Annotated in this window: 8 protein-coding genes and 1 tRNA gene; 2 read left to right on the top strand and 7 right to left on the bottom strand. The window is 66.4% G+C overall.

Annotation, left to right across the window (positions count from 1 at the left end; all coding sequences use genetic code 11):
• Positions 1-13 precede the first annotated feature (13 nt).
• Both AC5RVN_RS11045 and AC5RVN_RS11040 read right to left on the bottom strand, forming a co-directional pair.
• Positions 14-514, bottom strand: coding sequence for a hypothetical protein (locus tag AC5RVN_RS11045; protein WP_494040728.1), 501 nt, complete (start codon positions 512-514; stop codon positions 14-16).
• Positions 515-521: 7 nt separating this feature from the next.
• On the bottom strand, positions 522-1940 hold the full coding sequence (locus tag AC5RVN_RS11040; RefSeq protein WP_494137954.1) for a phosphomannomutase/phosphoglucomutase: 1419 nt from the start codon (positions 1938-1940) through the stop codon (positions 522-524).
• 154 nt (positions 1941-2094) lie between these two features.
• Here AC5RVN_RS11040 and AC5RVN_RS11035 point away from each other — a divergent pair, with 154 nt between their 5' ends.
• A complete protein-coding gene (locus AC5RVN_RS11035; RefSeq protein ID WP_494137953.1) occupies positions 2095-4326 on the top strand; it encodes a RecQ family ATP-dependent DNA helicase in 2232 nt (743 codons plus the stop codon).
• Between the two features lie 82 nt (positions 4327-4408).
• Here the strand turns inward: AC5RVN_RS11035 and AC5RVN_RS11030 are convergent, their stop codons facing one another.
• The 4 genes from AC5RVN_RS11030 to AC5RVN_RS11015 form a co-directional block, all read right to left on the bottom strand.
• Positions 4409-5839, bottom strand: a complete 1431-nt coding sequence (locus AC5RVN_RS11030; protein WP_494137952.1) for an MFS transporter — start codon at positions 5837-5839, stop codon at positions 4409-4411.
• Positions 5840-6013: 174 nt separating this feature from the next.
• Positions 6014-6101 (bottom strand) — tRNA-Ser (locus AC5RVN_RS11025).
• A 97-nt stretch (positions 6102-6198) separates the two neighbouring features.
• On the bottom strand, positions 6199-6726 hold the full coding sequence (locus tag AC5RVN_RS11020; RefSeq protein WP_494137951.1) for a GNAT family N-acetyltransferase: 528 nt from the start codon (positions 6724-6726) through the stop codon (positions 6199-6201).
• A 2-nt stretch (positions 6727-6728) separates the two neighbouring features.
• Positions 6729-8966 carry a prolyl oligopeptidase family serine peptidase gene (locus AC5RVN_RS11015; RefSeq protein WP_494137950.1) on the bottom strand — a complete coding sequence of 746 codons (2238 nt, stop codon included), beginning with the start codon at positions 8964-8966 and terminating at the stop codon, positions 6729-6731.
• Between the two features lie 83 nt (positions 8967-9049).
• On the opposite strand from AC5RVN_RS11015, the gene AC5RVN_RS11010 reads away from it, so the two are divergent.
• Entirely contained in the window at positions 9050-10990 is a 1941-nt protein-coding gene (locus tag AC5RVN_RS11010; RefSeq protein WP_494137949.1) for an FAD/NAD(P)-binding protein, read from the top strand.
• Between the two features lie 223 nt (positions 10991-11213).
• Here AC5RVN_RS11010 and AC5RVN_RS11005 read toward each other — a convergent pair whose 3' ends face one another.
• Positions 11214-15752 carry an ExeM/NucH family extracellular endonuclease gene (locus AC5RVN_RS11005; protein ID WP_494137948.1) on the bottom strand — a complete coding sequence of 1513 codons (4539 nt, stop codon included), beginning with the start codon at positions 15750-15752 and terminating at the stop codon, positions 11214-11216.
• Between the last annotated feature and the right edge of the window lie 450 nt (positions 15753-16202).

The raw sequence follows: 16202 nt of genomic DNA, 5'->3' as shown, positions 1-16202 counted from the left end.
GGCGTCGGCCGGTCTAGTCCACCCAGATGGCGGGCTCGCTGGCATCGGCTGCGAGCTCGCCGAACTCCCAGGTCCGGGTGGCGGCGTCGGCGGAGTACGGCAGTACGGCCGCGAACACCGGGCCGTCGCGGTGCTCGGTGGCTACATGGATGGCGTCCGAGTCCTCCTCCACCAACAGGATGTCGCACACCACTGCCGCTGCCCGGAAATCATCCCGGTTCTGGCGCAGCAGTGCCGTGAGGTCGCTGATCATGGCATCAGCGTCAAAGTCGCCGTCGGAACCTTCCTCCGCGTCCGCCGGGGAAACGGCGACCAGGCGTACCTCACCGTCGTTCTGCACTGTCAGCGCGAACGGCAGGAAGCCGCCGTTGCGTTGAAGCTGTTCCTGCGCGGCACTGATACCCGTCCCCAGAAGGTTTTCAAGGTCGGTCGCCGTGCTATCCGGTACGGAGTCCCGCCAGGAGGACTGCCCGCCAGCGCCCGATCCGGAGTTCAAATCCGTGTCCTCGGCCATGGGTGGACTATGCCCTGACGATCGACAGGACGCGGTCCCGGACCCGCTCCATGGTGGCGCGGTCGGTGGCCTCTGCGTTGAGCCGCAGGAACGGCTCGGTGTTGGAGGGGCGCAGGTTGAACCAGTAGCTGCCGTCATTGGCCGTGAAGGTGCTGCCGTCCATCCCGTCGATGGTGAGGTCTTCGTCAGCGAAAGCGAGGCGCACGCGCTCGACTGCCGCGGCCTTGTCCTCAACCTCGGAGTTGATCTCGCCCGAGGATACGTAGGGCTCGTATTCGCGGCCCAGTTCCGAAAGCGGTCCGTTCTGCTCACCCAGGGCGGCCAGGACGTGCATCGCAGCGAGCATGCCCGTATCAGCGTTCCAGAAGTCACGGAAGTAGAAGTGTGCTGAGTGCTCTCCGCCGAACACCGCTCCTTCCTCCGCCATGACTGCCTTGATAAAGGAGTGGCCCACGCGCGTGCGGACCGCACGGCCGCCGTCGTGCTCAACCAGTTCGGCAACTGCACGGGAGGTGAGGAGGTTGTGGATGATGGTGGGAGTAGCTTCGCCCTGCGCTTTGGCGCGGGCGATTTCGCGGCGCGCCACCATGCCGGTGATGGCCGACGGCGAAACCGGCTCGCCCTTCTCGTCAATGACGAAGCAGCGGTCGGCGTCGCCGTCGAAAGCCAGGCCGATGTCGGCGCCGTGCTGAAGGACGGCCGCCTGCAGGTCGCGGAGGTTTTCCGGCTCCAACGGGTTGGCCGGGTGGTTGGGGAAGGAACCGTCGAGTTCGAAGTACAGGGGAACGATGTCCAGGGGCAGCTTGGGAAGCAGTGCGTCGCCCAGGACTGCAGGGGTGGTGAGGCCGGCCATGCCGTTGCCCGCGTCCACTACCACCTTCAAGGGGCGGGAGCCGGAGAGGTCCACAAGCTTGCGGAGGTACTCGGAGTAGTCCTTGAGCACGTCCCGGACGCTGATCCGGCCGCGGTTTTCGGCGGCAGGGACGGAACCGGTGTTCAGGTACTGCTCGGCCAGGGCCTGGATGTCCTTGAGGCCGGTTTCGGAGGAGATGGGCACCGCTCCGGCCTTGGACATCTTGATGCCGTTGTAGCCGGCGGGGTTGTGGCTGGCGGTGAAGGTGGCGCCGGCGCGGTTCAGGTAACCGCAGGCAAAGTACAGCTCGTCGGTGGAAATAAGGTCCAGGAGCTCGACGTGGGCTCCGCGTGCGGTGGCGCCGCTTGCAAAGGCTTTGCTGAACTCGGGGGAGGAAGGGCGCATGTCGCCGCCCACCAGGATGGTCTGGCCCTGAAGCTGCAGGACATCCACGAACGCGGCCCCCACGGCCTCGACGATTTCGGCAGTTATTGATTCGCCCACAATGCCGCGTACGTCGTACGCCTTGAAGGATGCCGAAAGGTCAAAAGTCGTTGTCTGTTCGCTAGTCACGGGCTACATCTTACGTGGACGGCGAAAGCGGCTGTGGAGGAGAGGTCTGGGAGCGCGGTATGTGACGGCGGTTTCCGGGCCGCGGTCTTTCCCGATTCTCCACATAGGGCTGCGGGCGGTGCCGGGTGTCGGGGGCGGCTGGGATACTGAATCAATGGTCGATAACCAGCACGCCACAGCAATTTCTGACTTAGCCCCAAATCTTGATGGTTTCCCTGCCGTCTCCGCAGATTCGCCAGCCGGTCCTGCCTCCGCTTCTGCCACCCATCATCAGGCACTGGAGGTGCTCCGTGAACTCGTCGGGCACCCTGAGGCGGCCTTCCACGAGGGGCAGTTTGAGGCCATCGAAGCACTGGCCGACGGCGGCCGCCGGGCCTTGGTGGTCCAACGTACCGGCTGGGGCAAATCGGCCGTCTACTTTGTTGCCTCCCTGCTGCTGCGGCGCCGCGGTGCCGGGCCCACCCTTATCGTTTCACCGCTGCTTGCCCTGATGCGGGACCAGGTAGCTGCCGCTGCCCGGGCAGGGGTGCGTGCCGTTGCCATCAACTCAGCCAACCAGCTGGAATGGGACGCCGTCCGTGAACAGCTCGCGGCGGACCAGGTGGACGTGTTGCTGGTCTCCCCCGAGCGGCTGACCAATCCGGCGTTCCGGGAAACCCAGCTGCCCGAACTTATCCGGCGGACCGGCCTGCTGGTGATCGACGAGGCACACTGCATTTCGGACTGGGGCCACGATTTCCGCCCCGATTACCGGCGGATCGCGGACTTGATCACCCAGCTGCCGGATTCTGTTCCGGTGCTGGCCACCACGGCCACAGCCAACTCCCGCGTGGTGCATGACATTGAGGAGCAGCTCGGGGACGGGGTCCTCACCATCCGCGGTTCCCTGGGGCGGGATTCGCTGCGGATGGGCGTCCTGTCATTGCCGGACTCAAGGCAGCGCCTGGGCTGGCTCCTGACACATCTGGCTGATCTTCCCGGAAGCGGCATCATCTATACCCTGACCGTGTCTGCGGCGGAGGACACCGCCCGGCTCCTCGCCGAAGCCGGGCATGACGTGCTGGCCTACACCGGCCGCACCGATCCCGCGGACAGGGAACGCGCCGAACAGCTGCTCAAGGACAACCAGGTCAAGGCGCTGGTGGCCACCTCAGCCCTGGGAATGGGCTTCGACAAACCCGACCTGGGCTTTGTGGTCCATCTGGGGGCGCCGTCTTCCCCGGTGGCCTACTACCAGCAGGTGGGCCGTGCCGGCCGGGGCGCCGCCAATGCCGATGTCCTGTTGCTTCCGGGTTCGGAGGACCGCGACATCTGGCAGTACTTCGCCACAGCGTCCATGCCCTCTGAAGAGAAGGCGGCGTCGGTCCTGACGGCGCTGGCAGAAGCCGGCACCGCGCTCTCCACGGTGGCCCTTGAAGCGCGGGTTGACCTCCGCCGCACGCCGCTGGAACTGCTGCTGAAAGTCCTGTCCGTTGACGGCGCCGTGGAACGGGTGGGAGGCGGCTGGCGGTCCACCGGCCAGCCGTGGATTTACGACGCCGAGCGGTACCGGCGGATTGCTGAAGCACGCGTTGATGAGCAGGACTCCATGGTGATCTACCAGGACACTGCCGGGTGCCGGATGGAGTACATCACCTCTGTCCTCGACGACGAGACGGCGCAGCCCTGCGGCCGGTGCGACAACTGCGCGGGGCGCTGGTTCCGGGCGGACATTGCAGAAACAGCCACCGAGGCCGCCGGCCAGACCCTCAGCAGGGCGGGTGGGGTCCTCGAAGCCAGGCTCCAGTGGCCCAGCGGCATGGACCGCTTGGGCGTGCCGGTCAAGGGAAAGCTCAAGCCCGGCGAAGGCCTTGCCGAGGGGCGCGTCCTTGCCAGGCTGACCGACCTCGGCTGGGGTGGTGCCTTGCGCTCACTGTTTGCAGCCGGAGCTGAAGACCGCCCAGTGGATCCGGCCATGCTCCAGGCCTGCGTGCAGGTACTGCGGGAGTGGGGCACCGGAGACGCCCGCAATCCCGGATGGAGCGGCGCCGGCCGGCCTGCCGCGATCGTCAGCATTCCATCCCGGAGCAAACCGGAGTTGGTGGGCTCCCTGGCCCGGGGGATCTCCGACATCGGGCGCATTCCCTACCTGGGAGCCATGCAGTTGGCGCACGGTGGTCCTACGGGAGGCCGTGGCGGCAACAGCGCGTACCGCCTCGCGGGGGTGTGGGACCGCCTTGTGGTGGGTCCTGAACTGCAAGCAGCGCTGGGCGCAGTGCAAGGGAAGCCCGTGATGCTGATCGATGACCTGGCTGACAGCCGGTGGACGCTGACGGTGGCCGGGCGGGCCCTTCAGCAGGCCGGGGCAGGGCCTGTGCTTCCGCTGGTCCTCGCGCAGGCAGGCTGAGTTCGGGCCGGGGCTCAGGAACAACTGCACAAAGCCCAGGCCCGGCGGGGACTGCCTGAAGCAGGGCCCGCAAGCAGGAGAGCTAAACCCGCTGGGCTCTGCGCCGGCTGACTTCGGCGCCGGCATGGCGAGGCAGCAACAAGCTGTCGGCCGTGCTCGCCAGCATCAGCACTGCCATGGCGAGGAAAGCGCCGCGGAAGGGTCCTGCAGCGTCGTGGGGAAAGATGCCGAGACCTTCGAACAGGCGGATCAGCAGGGCTCCCACAGCGATGCCGGCAGCAGCGGCCAGTTGGACCAGGGTGGCGGAGACGGTGTTCGCCGAGGTGAGCTGTGCGGGCGCGATGTCCGCGTACTGAACGGACGCGTAGGCAGAGAAGCCAATGGAGCGGAAGGCGCCGCTGCAGACGAGCAGGGCGAAGGTCAGCGGCTCAGGGGTCTCCGGCGTGAGCAGGGCACACAGGGCGAAGGTCGCTGCAGAAGCAACTGAGGCGAACACGAGCATTGCTTTGAAGCCGAAGCGTCGGATCAGGGGTGTGGTGGCCGGTTTGATGCCGATATTCCCGATGAAAACGGCCGCCACCATGGCGCCGGCGTGCAGCGGTGTCCAGCCGAACCCCGCCTGGAACATCAGCGGCAGCAGGAACGGGACGGAGCTGATGGTCAGCCGGTAGGCGAACCCGCCGGTAGCCATGGCCCTGAATGTGCGGGTGTTGAAGACCCCGAGGTCGAAAAGCGGATTGCGGCTCTGCCGCATCCACAGCACGGCACCGGCCACGGCAACCGCGCCTGATCCTGCGCTCACGGCCGCCCAGGGAGTATCAGGGTGGGTGCTCGCCAGTTCGAGGCCCACCACCAGGGCCCCCACGCCGAGCGTGGTGAGGAAAAGCCCCGGCCAGTCCAGCCGCCGCCGCTGGTCGCCCGCCGTCGCCGGCACAAGCCGCAGGGCGGCAATCAGCGCCGCAACACCCAGGGGAAGGTTGATCAGGAAAATCCAGTGCCAGGACAGGTAGGTGGTGAGGGCACCGCCCACCAGCGGTGCCAGGACCGGGGCCAGCAGGCCGGGCCACACCAGGAACGCTGTGGCGCGGAGCAGCTCCGCCTTGGGCGTACCGCGCAGTACCAGGAGGGTTCCAACCGGAACCATCATGGCACCGCCAACCCCTTGGACGATCCTGCTGAGGGTGAGCGCAGGAAGGTCCGGGCTGATCGAACACGCCAGGGAAGCAAGTGTGAAGATCGTGATGGCCAGGCAGAAGATCCGGCGGGCGCCAAACCGTTCGGCCAGCCACCCGCTGAGCGGTATGCCCATGGCAACAGTCAGCAGGTACGCCGTCATGGTGATGTTCACGTCTGCGGCGGGTACCCGGAAGTCGGCAGCAATGTTGGGAATGGCGGTGGTGAGGATGGTGCCGTCGAGGAACTCCATAAAGAAGGTGGCGGCCACCAGGAGCGCCAGGCGGGGACTCCATGCCGTGGTGCTGCCGGCTTCATCCACCGCATTGTTTGCTGCCATTCGTTCATCATTCCACTGGCACAGCGTCGCCGGACCCACGTGTCCGTACCCCGGACGGACAGCCCTGTAGTGAAAAGGTGCGCGGGACGGAAGGGAAGGCCCGGGCAGCAGGGGCGGGAGCCAGCAGCCTTCCCGGGTACGCAAAAGGCCCCGGTACAGGACCGGGGCCAAACGCGGAGACGGGGGGATTTGAACCCCCGGTGGAGTTGTGCCCCACACTTCATTAGCAGTGAAGCCCATTCGGCCGCTCTGGCACGTCTCCAATTGCTATTCCTAGCCCACCAAGGATACGCAGAACCTGGCACGCAGTGCAAAACGGGCCGCACCACCCCGCAAGCGTGCCGCGACACCCCCGCCGGCTACAGGAGCGGAGCCTGTGCCGGCCGCACCATCCTGATTTCGCGCAGGTTTTCCCAGTCGGGGATAACGTCCGCGGCGCCGTCGGGTTGGAATCCGAAGTGCCGGTAGAAGCTGATCGCGCGCCCGTTCCCGGCTGCCACCCACAGGCTGGCCGCATTGCTGCCCAACGCTGCCTCCAGGAGACGCCGCCCCAGGCCCAGCCCCTGGTGCGATGCCAACAGGTACAGTCCCCACAGTTCCAGGTCCCCGGACGACGGCGGCCCTGCTTCATGCAATGGTCCGCTGTCCGGCAGATGCCGGGTGCCGGCGAAGCCAACTACGATGCCGTCGTCGCAGGCGACCCACGCATTCGCAGGCGCGGCTGCCTCCAGGAGATGGCGCCAGAGCGGGAGCCGGGACTCCGGACCCTGTGCGGCCAGGAACTGCTCGGACAGCATGCCCCGGTACGTCTCCTGCCAGCAGCGGGCGTGTACCTCCGTAAGGCGCCCCACGTCTGCCTGTACCGCCAGCCGGACCACGAGAGACACCGTTACTGCATCCCTCCGGCCAGCGCCTTCCACAGGAAATGCTGGCTGCGGGCCTGCAGCGCAGCCGCCTGCCGGTTGTCCGACGCTCCGGCGTGCCCGCCCTCCAGGGCTTCGTGGAACCATACGTTCGGGATGCCCATGGCGAGCATCCGGGCAGCCATCTTGCGGGCCTGCACCGGGCCCACCCTGTCATCGGAGGTGGCGGTCCAGATGAACGTCTCCGGGTAGCCCACCCCATCCCTGAGCAGGTGGTACGGGGAGAACGTCCTGATGTACTCCCACTGTTCCGGGACGTCCGGGTCCCCGTACTCGGCGATCCAGGAGTGGCCGGCGGACAGCTTGGTGTAACGGCGCATGTCCAGCAGCGGGACGCCACAGGACACCGCTCCAAACAGTCCGGGGTACTGCGTCAGCATGTTTCCCACCAGCAGCCCGCCGTTTGACCCGCCGACGCAGCCCAGCCTTTCCGGCGAGGTAACGCCGCGGGAGATGAGGTGGCGGGCCACGGCCGCGAAGTCCTGGTACGCCTTGTGCCGGTTTTCCTGCAGTGCCGCACGGTGCCATCCGGGCCCGTACTCGCCGCCGCCGCGGATGTTCGCCACCACGTAAACCCCGCCACGGGAGTGCGGTGTCTCCCCGTTGGAGCCGGCGGACGTGGACGTGCGGCGTTCCAGCCACGCCCTGCCCACCGTGCCGCTGTACGCGGGGGTGCGGGAAACTTCGAAGCCGCCGTAGCCGGAGAGCTGGGTGGGGTTTTGCCCGTCCAGGGCGAGGTCGCGGGAGGCGACCTGAAAATACGGCACCCGTGTGCCGTCGTCGGAGACGGCGAAATGCTGCTGCACCTCATAGTTGTCATCGGCAAAGAACGACGGCGACGTCTTGACTGTCAGGTGCCGGCTCACCACGCCGGGTGTCCCCGACGCCGCGCGCTCCAATGTGCCCCGCATCAGCGTGCTGGGGGTGGTGAAGCCGGTGGCTACCAGCCAGAAGTCGTCCCCGGCGCCGTCTGTTTCGTCTTCATCGTCCACGGCATAGGCGTTGACATCGTGGAGCGGGGGACAGGCATCAAGGAGAGTGGATTCCCAGGCTCCGTCCGTGGCGCCGGTCGGCCGGGACGGGTCCAGGACGCGGATCTCGGAGGACACATCCTTGAGGAGGTTAAGCAGCAGGAAGTTCCGGGTCCAGCTCCACGACTGCAATGACGTGCTGGCGTCGGGGGTGAACAGCACCGAAACCTTCCTCGAACCGGCCAGGTAGTCCTCAAACGGTGCGGCGAGGAGTGAACCCGCCGGATACGTGGAGCCGTTGAGGGCCCAGTCCTGCTGCGGGCGGAACAGCAGCCACTCGCGGTGGGCGCTGACGTTGATGTCGGTGGGAACGTCGATCACCACCCAGGAACCGTCCTGCAGGACAGCGTTGCTCCGGTTGTAGAAGTCGATGTAGTCAACGGCGAAGGTCCGTTCGAACCCCGGCGTAGAGTCGTGGGCCACCACTGCCATCATGTGGTTCTCAGGCACCTCGAACAGCCGGGGCGCTTCACCCAGTGGTACGCCGCGCTTAAGGGTGACGGCAGTGCGGGCGTAGGAGGAGGCCGTTTTTGGAAGCCCTTCCGCAGTGGAGGCGACCAGCAGCGTGTCCGCGTCCAGCCACGAGACGTTGCCCTTCGCCGTCGGCAGGTCAAAGCCGCCCAGGGCTGGGTCCACGAACGTCCGCGATTCAACGTCGAATTCGCGGTAGCGGTTGGCGTCGCCCCCGTCCGGGGACAGCGCCAGCAGCGCCAGCCGGTAGGGCTGGCCCGGGACAGGGCGGAGGAAAGTGGCCCCGTGGAAGACCCATTCTTCGCCTTCCGCGGCGGACAGGGCGTCGAGGTCCAGCAGGACGTCCCAGTCCGGTGTGTCCGTGCAGTAGCTGTCCCAGGTGGTGCGGCGCCACAGCCCCTTGGGGTTCTGCCGGTCCTTCCAGAAGTTGTAGTACCAGTCGCCCCGCTTGCCCACCATCGCGATCCGGTCCGTGGAATCCAGTACTTCAAGGATGCCGGCCTCGAGCTCCACGTACTCGGCGTCCTCGAGCAGGTCTTCCGTGCGTGAATTCTGTTCCTTCACCCAGGCCAGCTGCTGCTCGCCGTAAATCTCCTCGAGCCAGACATTTTCATCGGTGGGCTCGGGCGCGGTGCCCGAGGGCGCTCCGGGGGTGTTGCCGGAACCGGGGGCGGGCGCTGGATCAGCTGCAGTGGTGGTCATGCGCCCCATCCAAACAACATCCCCGGGCGGCTAGCAAGTCAAGCGGCAGCACGTACTCGCCATTCAGCCGTACTCTGGATGCCGTGGAAATAACGCAGAGCATACGGACCGCCATCATCGGGGCAGGTCCGCGGGGCACCAGCGTCCTGGAACGCCTGCTCGCCCGGAGTGCCGCACGGATTGCTTCCGGCGCCGGCCCAGTGCGCCTCCACATCGACGTCATCGACCCCTACCCCGCGGGTCCGGGCCACGTGTGGCAGCCGGGGCAGTCACGGCTGTTCCTGATGAACACCCAGTCCTTTTATCCCACGGTAATCCCGCAGGATCCTTCGCTGGCGCCGCCGGTCGCCGGCACCACCTTCGACCAATGGCGTACCCGGCAGCAAGAGGACCCGTTGCCGGATCTTGATGAGGAGGAGCTGGCCGAACTTTCCGTCCTCACCGCCAATGAATTTCCCAGCCGCGCACTCTACGGCCGGTACCTCCGCAGCACCGTGGAGGAGCTGACACGCAACGTTCCGGACGGCGTCACCATCGACTTCCACGAAACGTCCGCCCTGACTGTGCACCCCTCGGGCGACGCATCGTTCGATGTCCGCCTGGCCACCGGCACCACGTTAAGCACCGGATCCGTGGTGCTTGCACTGGGTCACATCCCGTCCCGGCTGAACCCTGAACAGCGGAACCTGCAGGCCTCGGCAGATCAGCTGGGCCTGCGGTACCTGCCCCCGGCTGTGCCCGCCGACGTGGACTGGTCCCTGATCCCTGCCGGGGAACCTGTCCTGGTCCGGGGCATGGGCCTGAACTTCTTTGACACCATGGGCCAGCTGACGGAGGGCCGCGGCGGAAAGTTCATCAGCAACGGCGCGATGCTCCATTACGAGCCCTCGGGCCAGGAGCCGCACATCATTGCTGCCTCCCGGCGGGGAACGCCTTACCGCGCCAAGGCTGCCTTGAGCGGCTACTACCCGGCGTCGGTCAGTCTGCGCTATTTCACCGAAGCGGCGCCTGAGCGCTTCCACACGGCCGGGATCCGCCCTGCGTTTGATCATGACTTCTGGCCGTTACTGCACCGCGATGCGCTGTGGGCCTACTACTCCACTCTGGTGCGCTCGCAGCCGAACGCGGTCCCGGACCCGGCGGCGTTCCTTGCCGCCCTGGACGAGGCCCTGCGTCCGCACGCCCACAGTGCCGCCAACTGGGAAGACGCCGTGGAGAGCGTGCTGGCCGTGCACGTCGGGCCCCGGCACCGGCTGGACCTGCCGGGGCTCGCGGCACCCTTGGCGGGCCGCTCCTTTGCCTCGCGCGCCGAGCACGACGCCGCCGTGGTGGAATACCTGCTCGATGATGCCCGCCGCTCTGCGCTGGGCGAGGATGACCCCGTGAAGATGGCCATCGGTGCCCTCCACCACGGGCGCGCCGTGCTCAAGACCGCGGTGGCCGACGGCGGGATCACCGATGAATCCTGGGTTGCCGGCCTGCGGGGCTGGTTTGAATCGTTTGTGGAAGGACTCGCCAGCGGGCCGCCCGCGCTGCGCTCCGAACAGCTTGCGGCGCTGGCCAGGGCAGGGGTGGTCAGCTTTGTAGGGCCTGACCCCAAGTTCGGGGTAGACCGCAGGAACGGTGTTTTCACGGCCTCCTCGCCATGGGTGAACGACGCCCCGGTGGCCGCACGGACCATGGTGGAGGCGCTGGCGCCGGGCAACAGGGTCTCGGCCAACGATTCGCCGGTCCTGGAGCAGCTGCTGGCTGACGGCCTGGTGCGGCCGCGGCTCATGATGTCCGTGGAGGGTGCTCCCGTTGAATCCACCGGCCTGGATGTGGAGCCGCACCCTTACCGCCCGGTGGCAGCGAACGGGTCCGTGACCGAAGGCCTCTACGTGCTGGGGCTCCAGCTCTCGTCCGCCCAATGGGGCACGGCCATCGCCGCCGAAGCGGTCCAGTCCGGCGCGCCGAACTACCGCAGCGGCCAGCGGACACTGCGCGACGCCGACGAAATCGCCGGCGCCATCCTGGGATCCTGAGCAGGACAAGGCACCCGGCCCAACGCTCTTTCACTTCCTGCGCCTTAGAATGCAACGCTCTTTCACTTCCTGCGCCTTAACGGCGGACGCTCTCTCACCAGTCGCACCTTCACCTCAGCGCTCCCTCACCGTGATGAGAGAGCGTTGAGGGAAAGCGCGCATTAGGTGAGAGAGCGTTCGGCTGGGCCGTGCCTTCACGACGGCGGCCAGCCACACACTGCCGTCAGCGGCGCAGGCAAGCCCGGTAGGCGGCCATGGCCTGGCCGTAGTTCGCCTGGCCTTTCACGTCAGCCGGGCGGACAGGCTTAACCGGAGGGGCGCACACGGGTTCAACGGCAACACTCGCCACCGTGACACCCACAGTGACCACCGTGCCGGATTCGGCGGCGGTAAGGACCAGCGTCCCTGTTCCTGCGGCGGCACCGGACGGGACAGCCAGGTTGACGCTGGCTGCACCCGCCTGAATTGGTACGGACCCCAGCTGGGTTACCGTCCCGGCGGAGTCGGTGAACACGGCGGACAAGGTCCTGTTCGCCGGGCTGCCGAGGGACGTCAGGTCCAGCTTGGATACTGCCAGGGTGATCGAATCGCCCGGCTTGACCTCGCCGGGCGTGGAGTTGGTGACGGCCACGGAACGGCGGGCGAAGTCGGGCGACACGGGGCTGCTCTTCTGCAGGTACCCAATCCACGCATCCCGGTCCACCAGCCCTGAATCCTTTGTGTTGGCACCTTCCGTGAAGATCCGGAAGTTGTCGCCGCCGGTGGCCAGGAAGCTGAACGTGCCCACCCGGTAGGACCGGGCGGGGTCGAGCGGGGCCCCGTTCACCCGGACGGACGTGATGCGGTCACCGGCCGGCCGGGCGGCGTCGTAGGTGTAGTTCACGTTCCTGGACAGGCCGAGCTGGATATAGGCGCGGCTGGGGACCGTGCCGTCCGCATTTGTTTGCCACTGCTGTTCCAGCATCGTTTTGAACTGGGCTCCTGTCAGGGACGTGGTCCAGAGGTTGTTCACGAACGGCAGCACGGCGTTCGCCTCTGCATACGTGATGTTTCCATCCGGTGCGTAGTAAAGCTCATTCCTCAGGCCGCCAGCATTGACTACACCGATCTCCGCCCCGCCCAGTTCCGCCGGCTGCAGTGAAGCCAGCAGGGACTCGGCCACGAGGTTGCCCAGGGTGGATTCGTTGCCGCGGTCATCGCGTTTGGCGACACCTGCGGCGTCCGTGGTGAAGGCGGTGGTGATGTCAGCTGTAACAGCGCCAACACGCTGGTTCCCCACCACGGCGGCATCCGCCAGGGCTTTCTTGACGATGGCGTCGACGGCGGCCACGCGCGGGTAGGCGGCGATCAGGTTCGCGGCGGGGTCGGCAGTGCGCTTGACGTTGCCGGCCTTGTAAGCCGTTACCTCCTTGGTGGCGGTGTCCACGGTGAGCTGGATCTGGCCCACGTTTTCGCCGTAGTTGCCGGTCTGGACGATGGGGCGGGTCTTGCCTTCAACTCCAGGGACGGGGGCGTCCCAGGAGTATTCTTTGTGCGTGTGGCCGGTGAAAATGGCGTCGACGTCCGCGGAAGTTTCGGTCACGAGCTTCGCGAAGGGTCCGCCGGCTGCCACTTCCTCTTCCAGCGTGGCGCCTTCCACCGTTCCCGAGCCTGCGCCGTCGTGGTTTTCCACGATGATGATGTCGGCGAGGTTATCCGCGGTGATCCGTGCCGCTGCCCGGTTGATTGCGTCCACGGGATCGCCGAACTCGAGGTCCGCGATGCCGGCCGGGGTCACCAGGGAGGGAACTTCCTGGGTTACAGTGCCGATGACCGCAACCTTGACGCCGTTCATGTCCAGGACGGTGAACTCGGGCAGGACCGGTTCGGTGGTGCCCTTCCGGTAGACGTTGGCGCCCAGGTAGGGGAACCGGGCGTTGCTGCCGCCTGCGATGACGCGGTCCTGCAGGTCCGCCCAGCCGCCGTCGAACTCGTGGTTGCCCACGGCGGAGGCTTGGAGTTCCAAGGCGTTCAGCACGTCAATGGTGGGCTGGTCTTTGGCGACGGAGGACGCAAACAGCGAAGCCCCGATGTTGTCGCCGGCCGAGAGGAAGGCGGTTGCGCCGGGAGCTGCTGCTGCCCGGAGCTTTTCAATGGTGCCGGCGAACAGGACGGTGTTGGTGTCGATCCTGCCGTGGAAGTCGTTGATGCCCAGGAAGTTCAGGTCAACGGTGGCGGGAACGGACTGCAGGTTCAGCCCCACAATCACGGGATCGTGGTCGCTGGCGCGGTACTGGTCCGGGGCGTAGTAGTCGGTGACGTTGTTGTTGTAGCGGCTGTACTCCAGTGCTACGGATTCCACCGAGTTGATGTTCCAGATGTCCGCACCCGTAACCGCAGCATCCGCTGCAGGTGAGGCCAAGATGTGGTCAAGGGACCCAACCATTCCACCGAACAGGTAGGAGTGCTTGGCGGTGCCGTCCGCGTTGCGCGCCTTTTCGTCCTGGTTGACGTAACCCTCGGCGGTGAAGACGTTGATGGGGTCTTCCTTGGCGTAGGCGTTGAAGTCGCCGATGAGGAAGACCTTGTCCGTGCCCTTGGCCTGCTGCAGGGACTTGCTGAACTCCAGGAGTGACTTCGCCTGGGCTGTACGTGCCAGGTTTGATGCGCCCTGGCCCTTGTCTGTGTCCTCCGGAGTGGCTGCGGAGCCTTTGGACTTGAAGTGGTTGGCGATCGCTATGAATTCGGTTCCGGCGCCACCGCCCACGGGCTTGAAAACCTGCGCGAGCGGCTTGCGTGCGCTGGCAAACGCTGTGATGTCATTGTGGATGTTGGATTCACCCACCGGTTCTGCAACAGCCTTCTTATAGATGAAGGCCGTGCGGATCATGTCCTCATCACTGAGCGGCGGGGCATTGGCAGGCGAACGGACGTAGTCCCAAACGCCAGGGGTTGCGACGTTCAGGGCATCCACCAGCTTGGCCAGGGCGTCGTCCCGGTTCTTGCCGAACTGTGCCGAGTTCTCGATTTCCATCAACGTGACAATGTCTGCGCCCGCCTTCGTGATGGCCGCGACGATCTTGTCCTGCTGCCGCTCGAAGTTCTCGGCGTTGGCGGCACCACGGGCGTCACAGCCTCCACGGACAGTGATGGGGTTGCCCGCTCTGTCATCGTGGAAGGTGCAGCCCGCCAAGGTGTCGCCCGTGGTGGGGAAGTAATTGAGCACGTTGAAGGAGGCGATTTTCAGGTTGCCTCCCACTGCGGCGGGAGCCTCGGTGCGCGTGGCGCTGAACGATGCGGGCTGGACGGTGGCCTTGTTGGCTTCCGTCAGGTGGGTCAGCGGCTGGAGCTTCCAGGCGTTGTAGCCATAGCCGAGTACCACGTTGGTGGTGAAGGTTACCGGCGATCCCACGCGGACCGGGTCAGTTGTGGTGAGGTAGGGCAGGACCTGCGCCTTGGTGGTGGCGTCCTTGAGGAAGTTGGTGCTGGAGCCGTCGTCCAGCTTGATGCCGCGTTCCGCGTTTTCAGCGACGACGGCGGTGTACCCGGCTGAGCCGTAGGGAGCGACGGCGGTGGGCTGGACCAGCGGAGCTGTTCCGCCCGCGAGGCCCACCTCGCCGTACTGGTTCAGCGTGTAGTTGTCCGTGACCGTCACCGGGCCCTGGGGTGCCAGGAGCATCCCTTCCAGTGATTCGCGGAAGGATTCGCTGGCAGGCAGGGTGAAGGCGGTGGCCTTGACCTCCGGGGCCGCTTCTGGGAACTTGCTGAGCCCGGCAGCGGCTTCGACGTTGAGCTGGGTCATGCCGTGGTACTCGGCCACGGTGCCGGTCACCTGCACATGCTCTCCGGGCTGGACCGACGCTGCGGTGGCGGGGGAGTAGACGAAGATGCCGTCCGACGCCGCATGGTTGGCCGCCGTCAGATCCCCGCCGGTGCCGGGGGTCTGCAGGTAGTAGCCGTTGAGTCCACCGGTGGGGAAGGCTGCAGTGACCTTGCCCGTGGTAGTTACGGTTGCCCCGGCCAGCGGGCTCGCGGTGCCCGTGCCCTGGATTTCGGCGATGGTCCGGGTCGACGGCGCGGGCGCAGGGTCAGGGGTGGGAACCGGGTTCGGTGTTGAAGTGCCCCCGGCGCCCGTTGGGGTGATGGCCGCGTTCAGGCTGAAGTCCGTGGCGTTACTGTTGCTGTCCGCGCCGGCCGCGCGGTTCAGGCTCTTAACGTCCGTGTTCGAGGAGGGTGCCTTGGCCGCCAGTGCTTCGAAAGTATTGGAGTTGCCGTACCCGAGGAGATCGGCGACGCCGGCCGGTTCCACCTGCGAACCCGTGGCCAGTGGAAGGGCTGTACGCTGCTTTGCCAGCACGATGGTGCCGCCGGCGCCGCCGAAGTTCAGGCTGCCGGACACCAGGTCCGGTGCGGGAAGGTCAGCCCCGTTGGCGCCGTTGCTGGCACCCTGGACCAGGTAGTGCCCCTTGGCCGGGATGGAACCGGAAAGGGTCGCCACGCTGGTCGGAGCTGCCTCGCCGGTAGCGGAGCGGTACTGAACGGACCAGCCGTCCAGGGACACCGGGGCGTCCGATGAGTTGTACAGCTCAACGAACTTGTGCTTGAATGCGGCGCCTGCGCTGCCGCCACTGAGGTAGGCCTCGTTGATGACCACCGGCGAAGTTCCCGCCGCGGGCGGGACCTCCGCGGCTGTGCCGTCCGCAAGCGCGGGAAAGGCTGCGAGCGGAGCGATAAGCCCCGCTGACAGCGCTGTACCCAGCGCCAATTTCCAAGGTGTCTGCATCTGCTCTTACTTTCAGAAGGGTCTCCCCGATGGGGGAGCCAGTGGAAGGTGTCCAGGTTGTACCGATGGACGAGGGCCCGGATCCTGCTCCTGGTCAAGTGGTATCCGGCACATCAAAACAGGGATGAATGAACGCAAGGTTGCTAGTGCGTGCATTCGGCGGTACGTTCCCCAGCGGAACGGGCCGCCCCACCGAATCAGGCCCCAGTGGCCCCATCCGGTGATGCTCTCGGCAGTGGTTGGTTTGGTGGCCGGAACCCATGTGCCGGCCATCACCAAAGAATACCGGCCGGTAGCTTAAGGGGAAGGTCCAGACGGCAGATCTTTCCGGGATTTCTTGCCGGTATCTTCGCTGCGCCTCTGGCGAAGGCGGCCAAGCCCAGGCAGGGACACCACGGGACTCTGGGCCGGGTCTGACAGCCCCCATGGATCCGGCTGCGCCCAGCGCTT

It is taken from the genome of Arthrobacter sp. sptzw32, from assembly GCF_059089735.1.
This window is presented reverse-complemented; position numbering and strand designations above follow the sequence as displayed.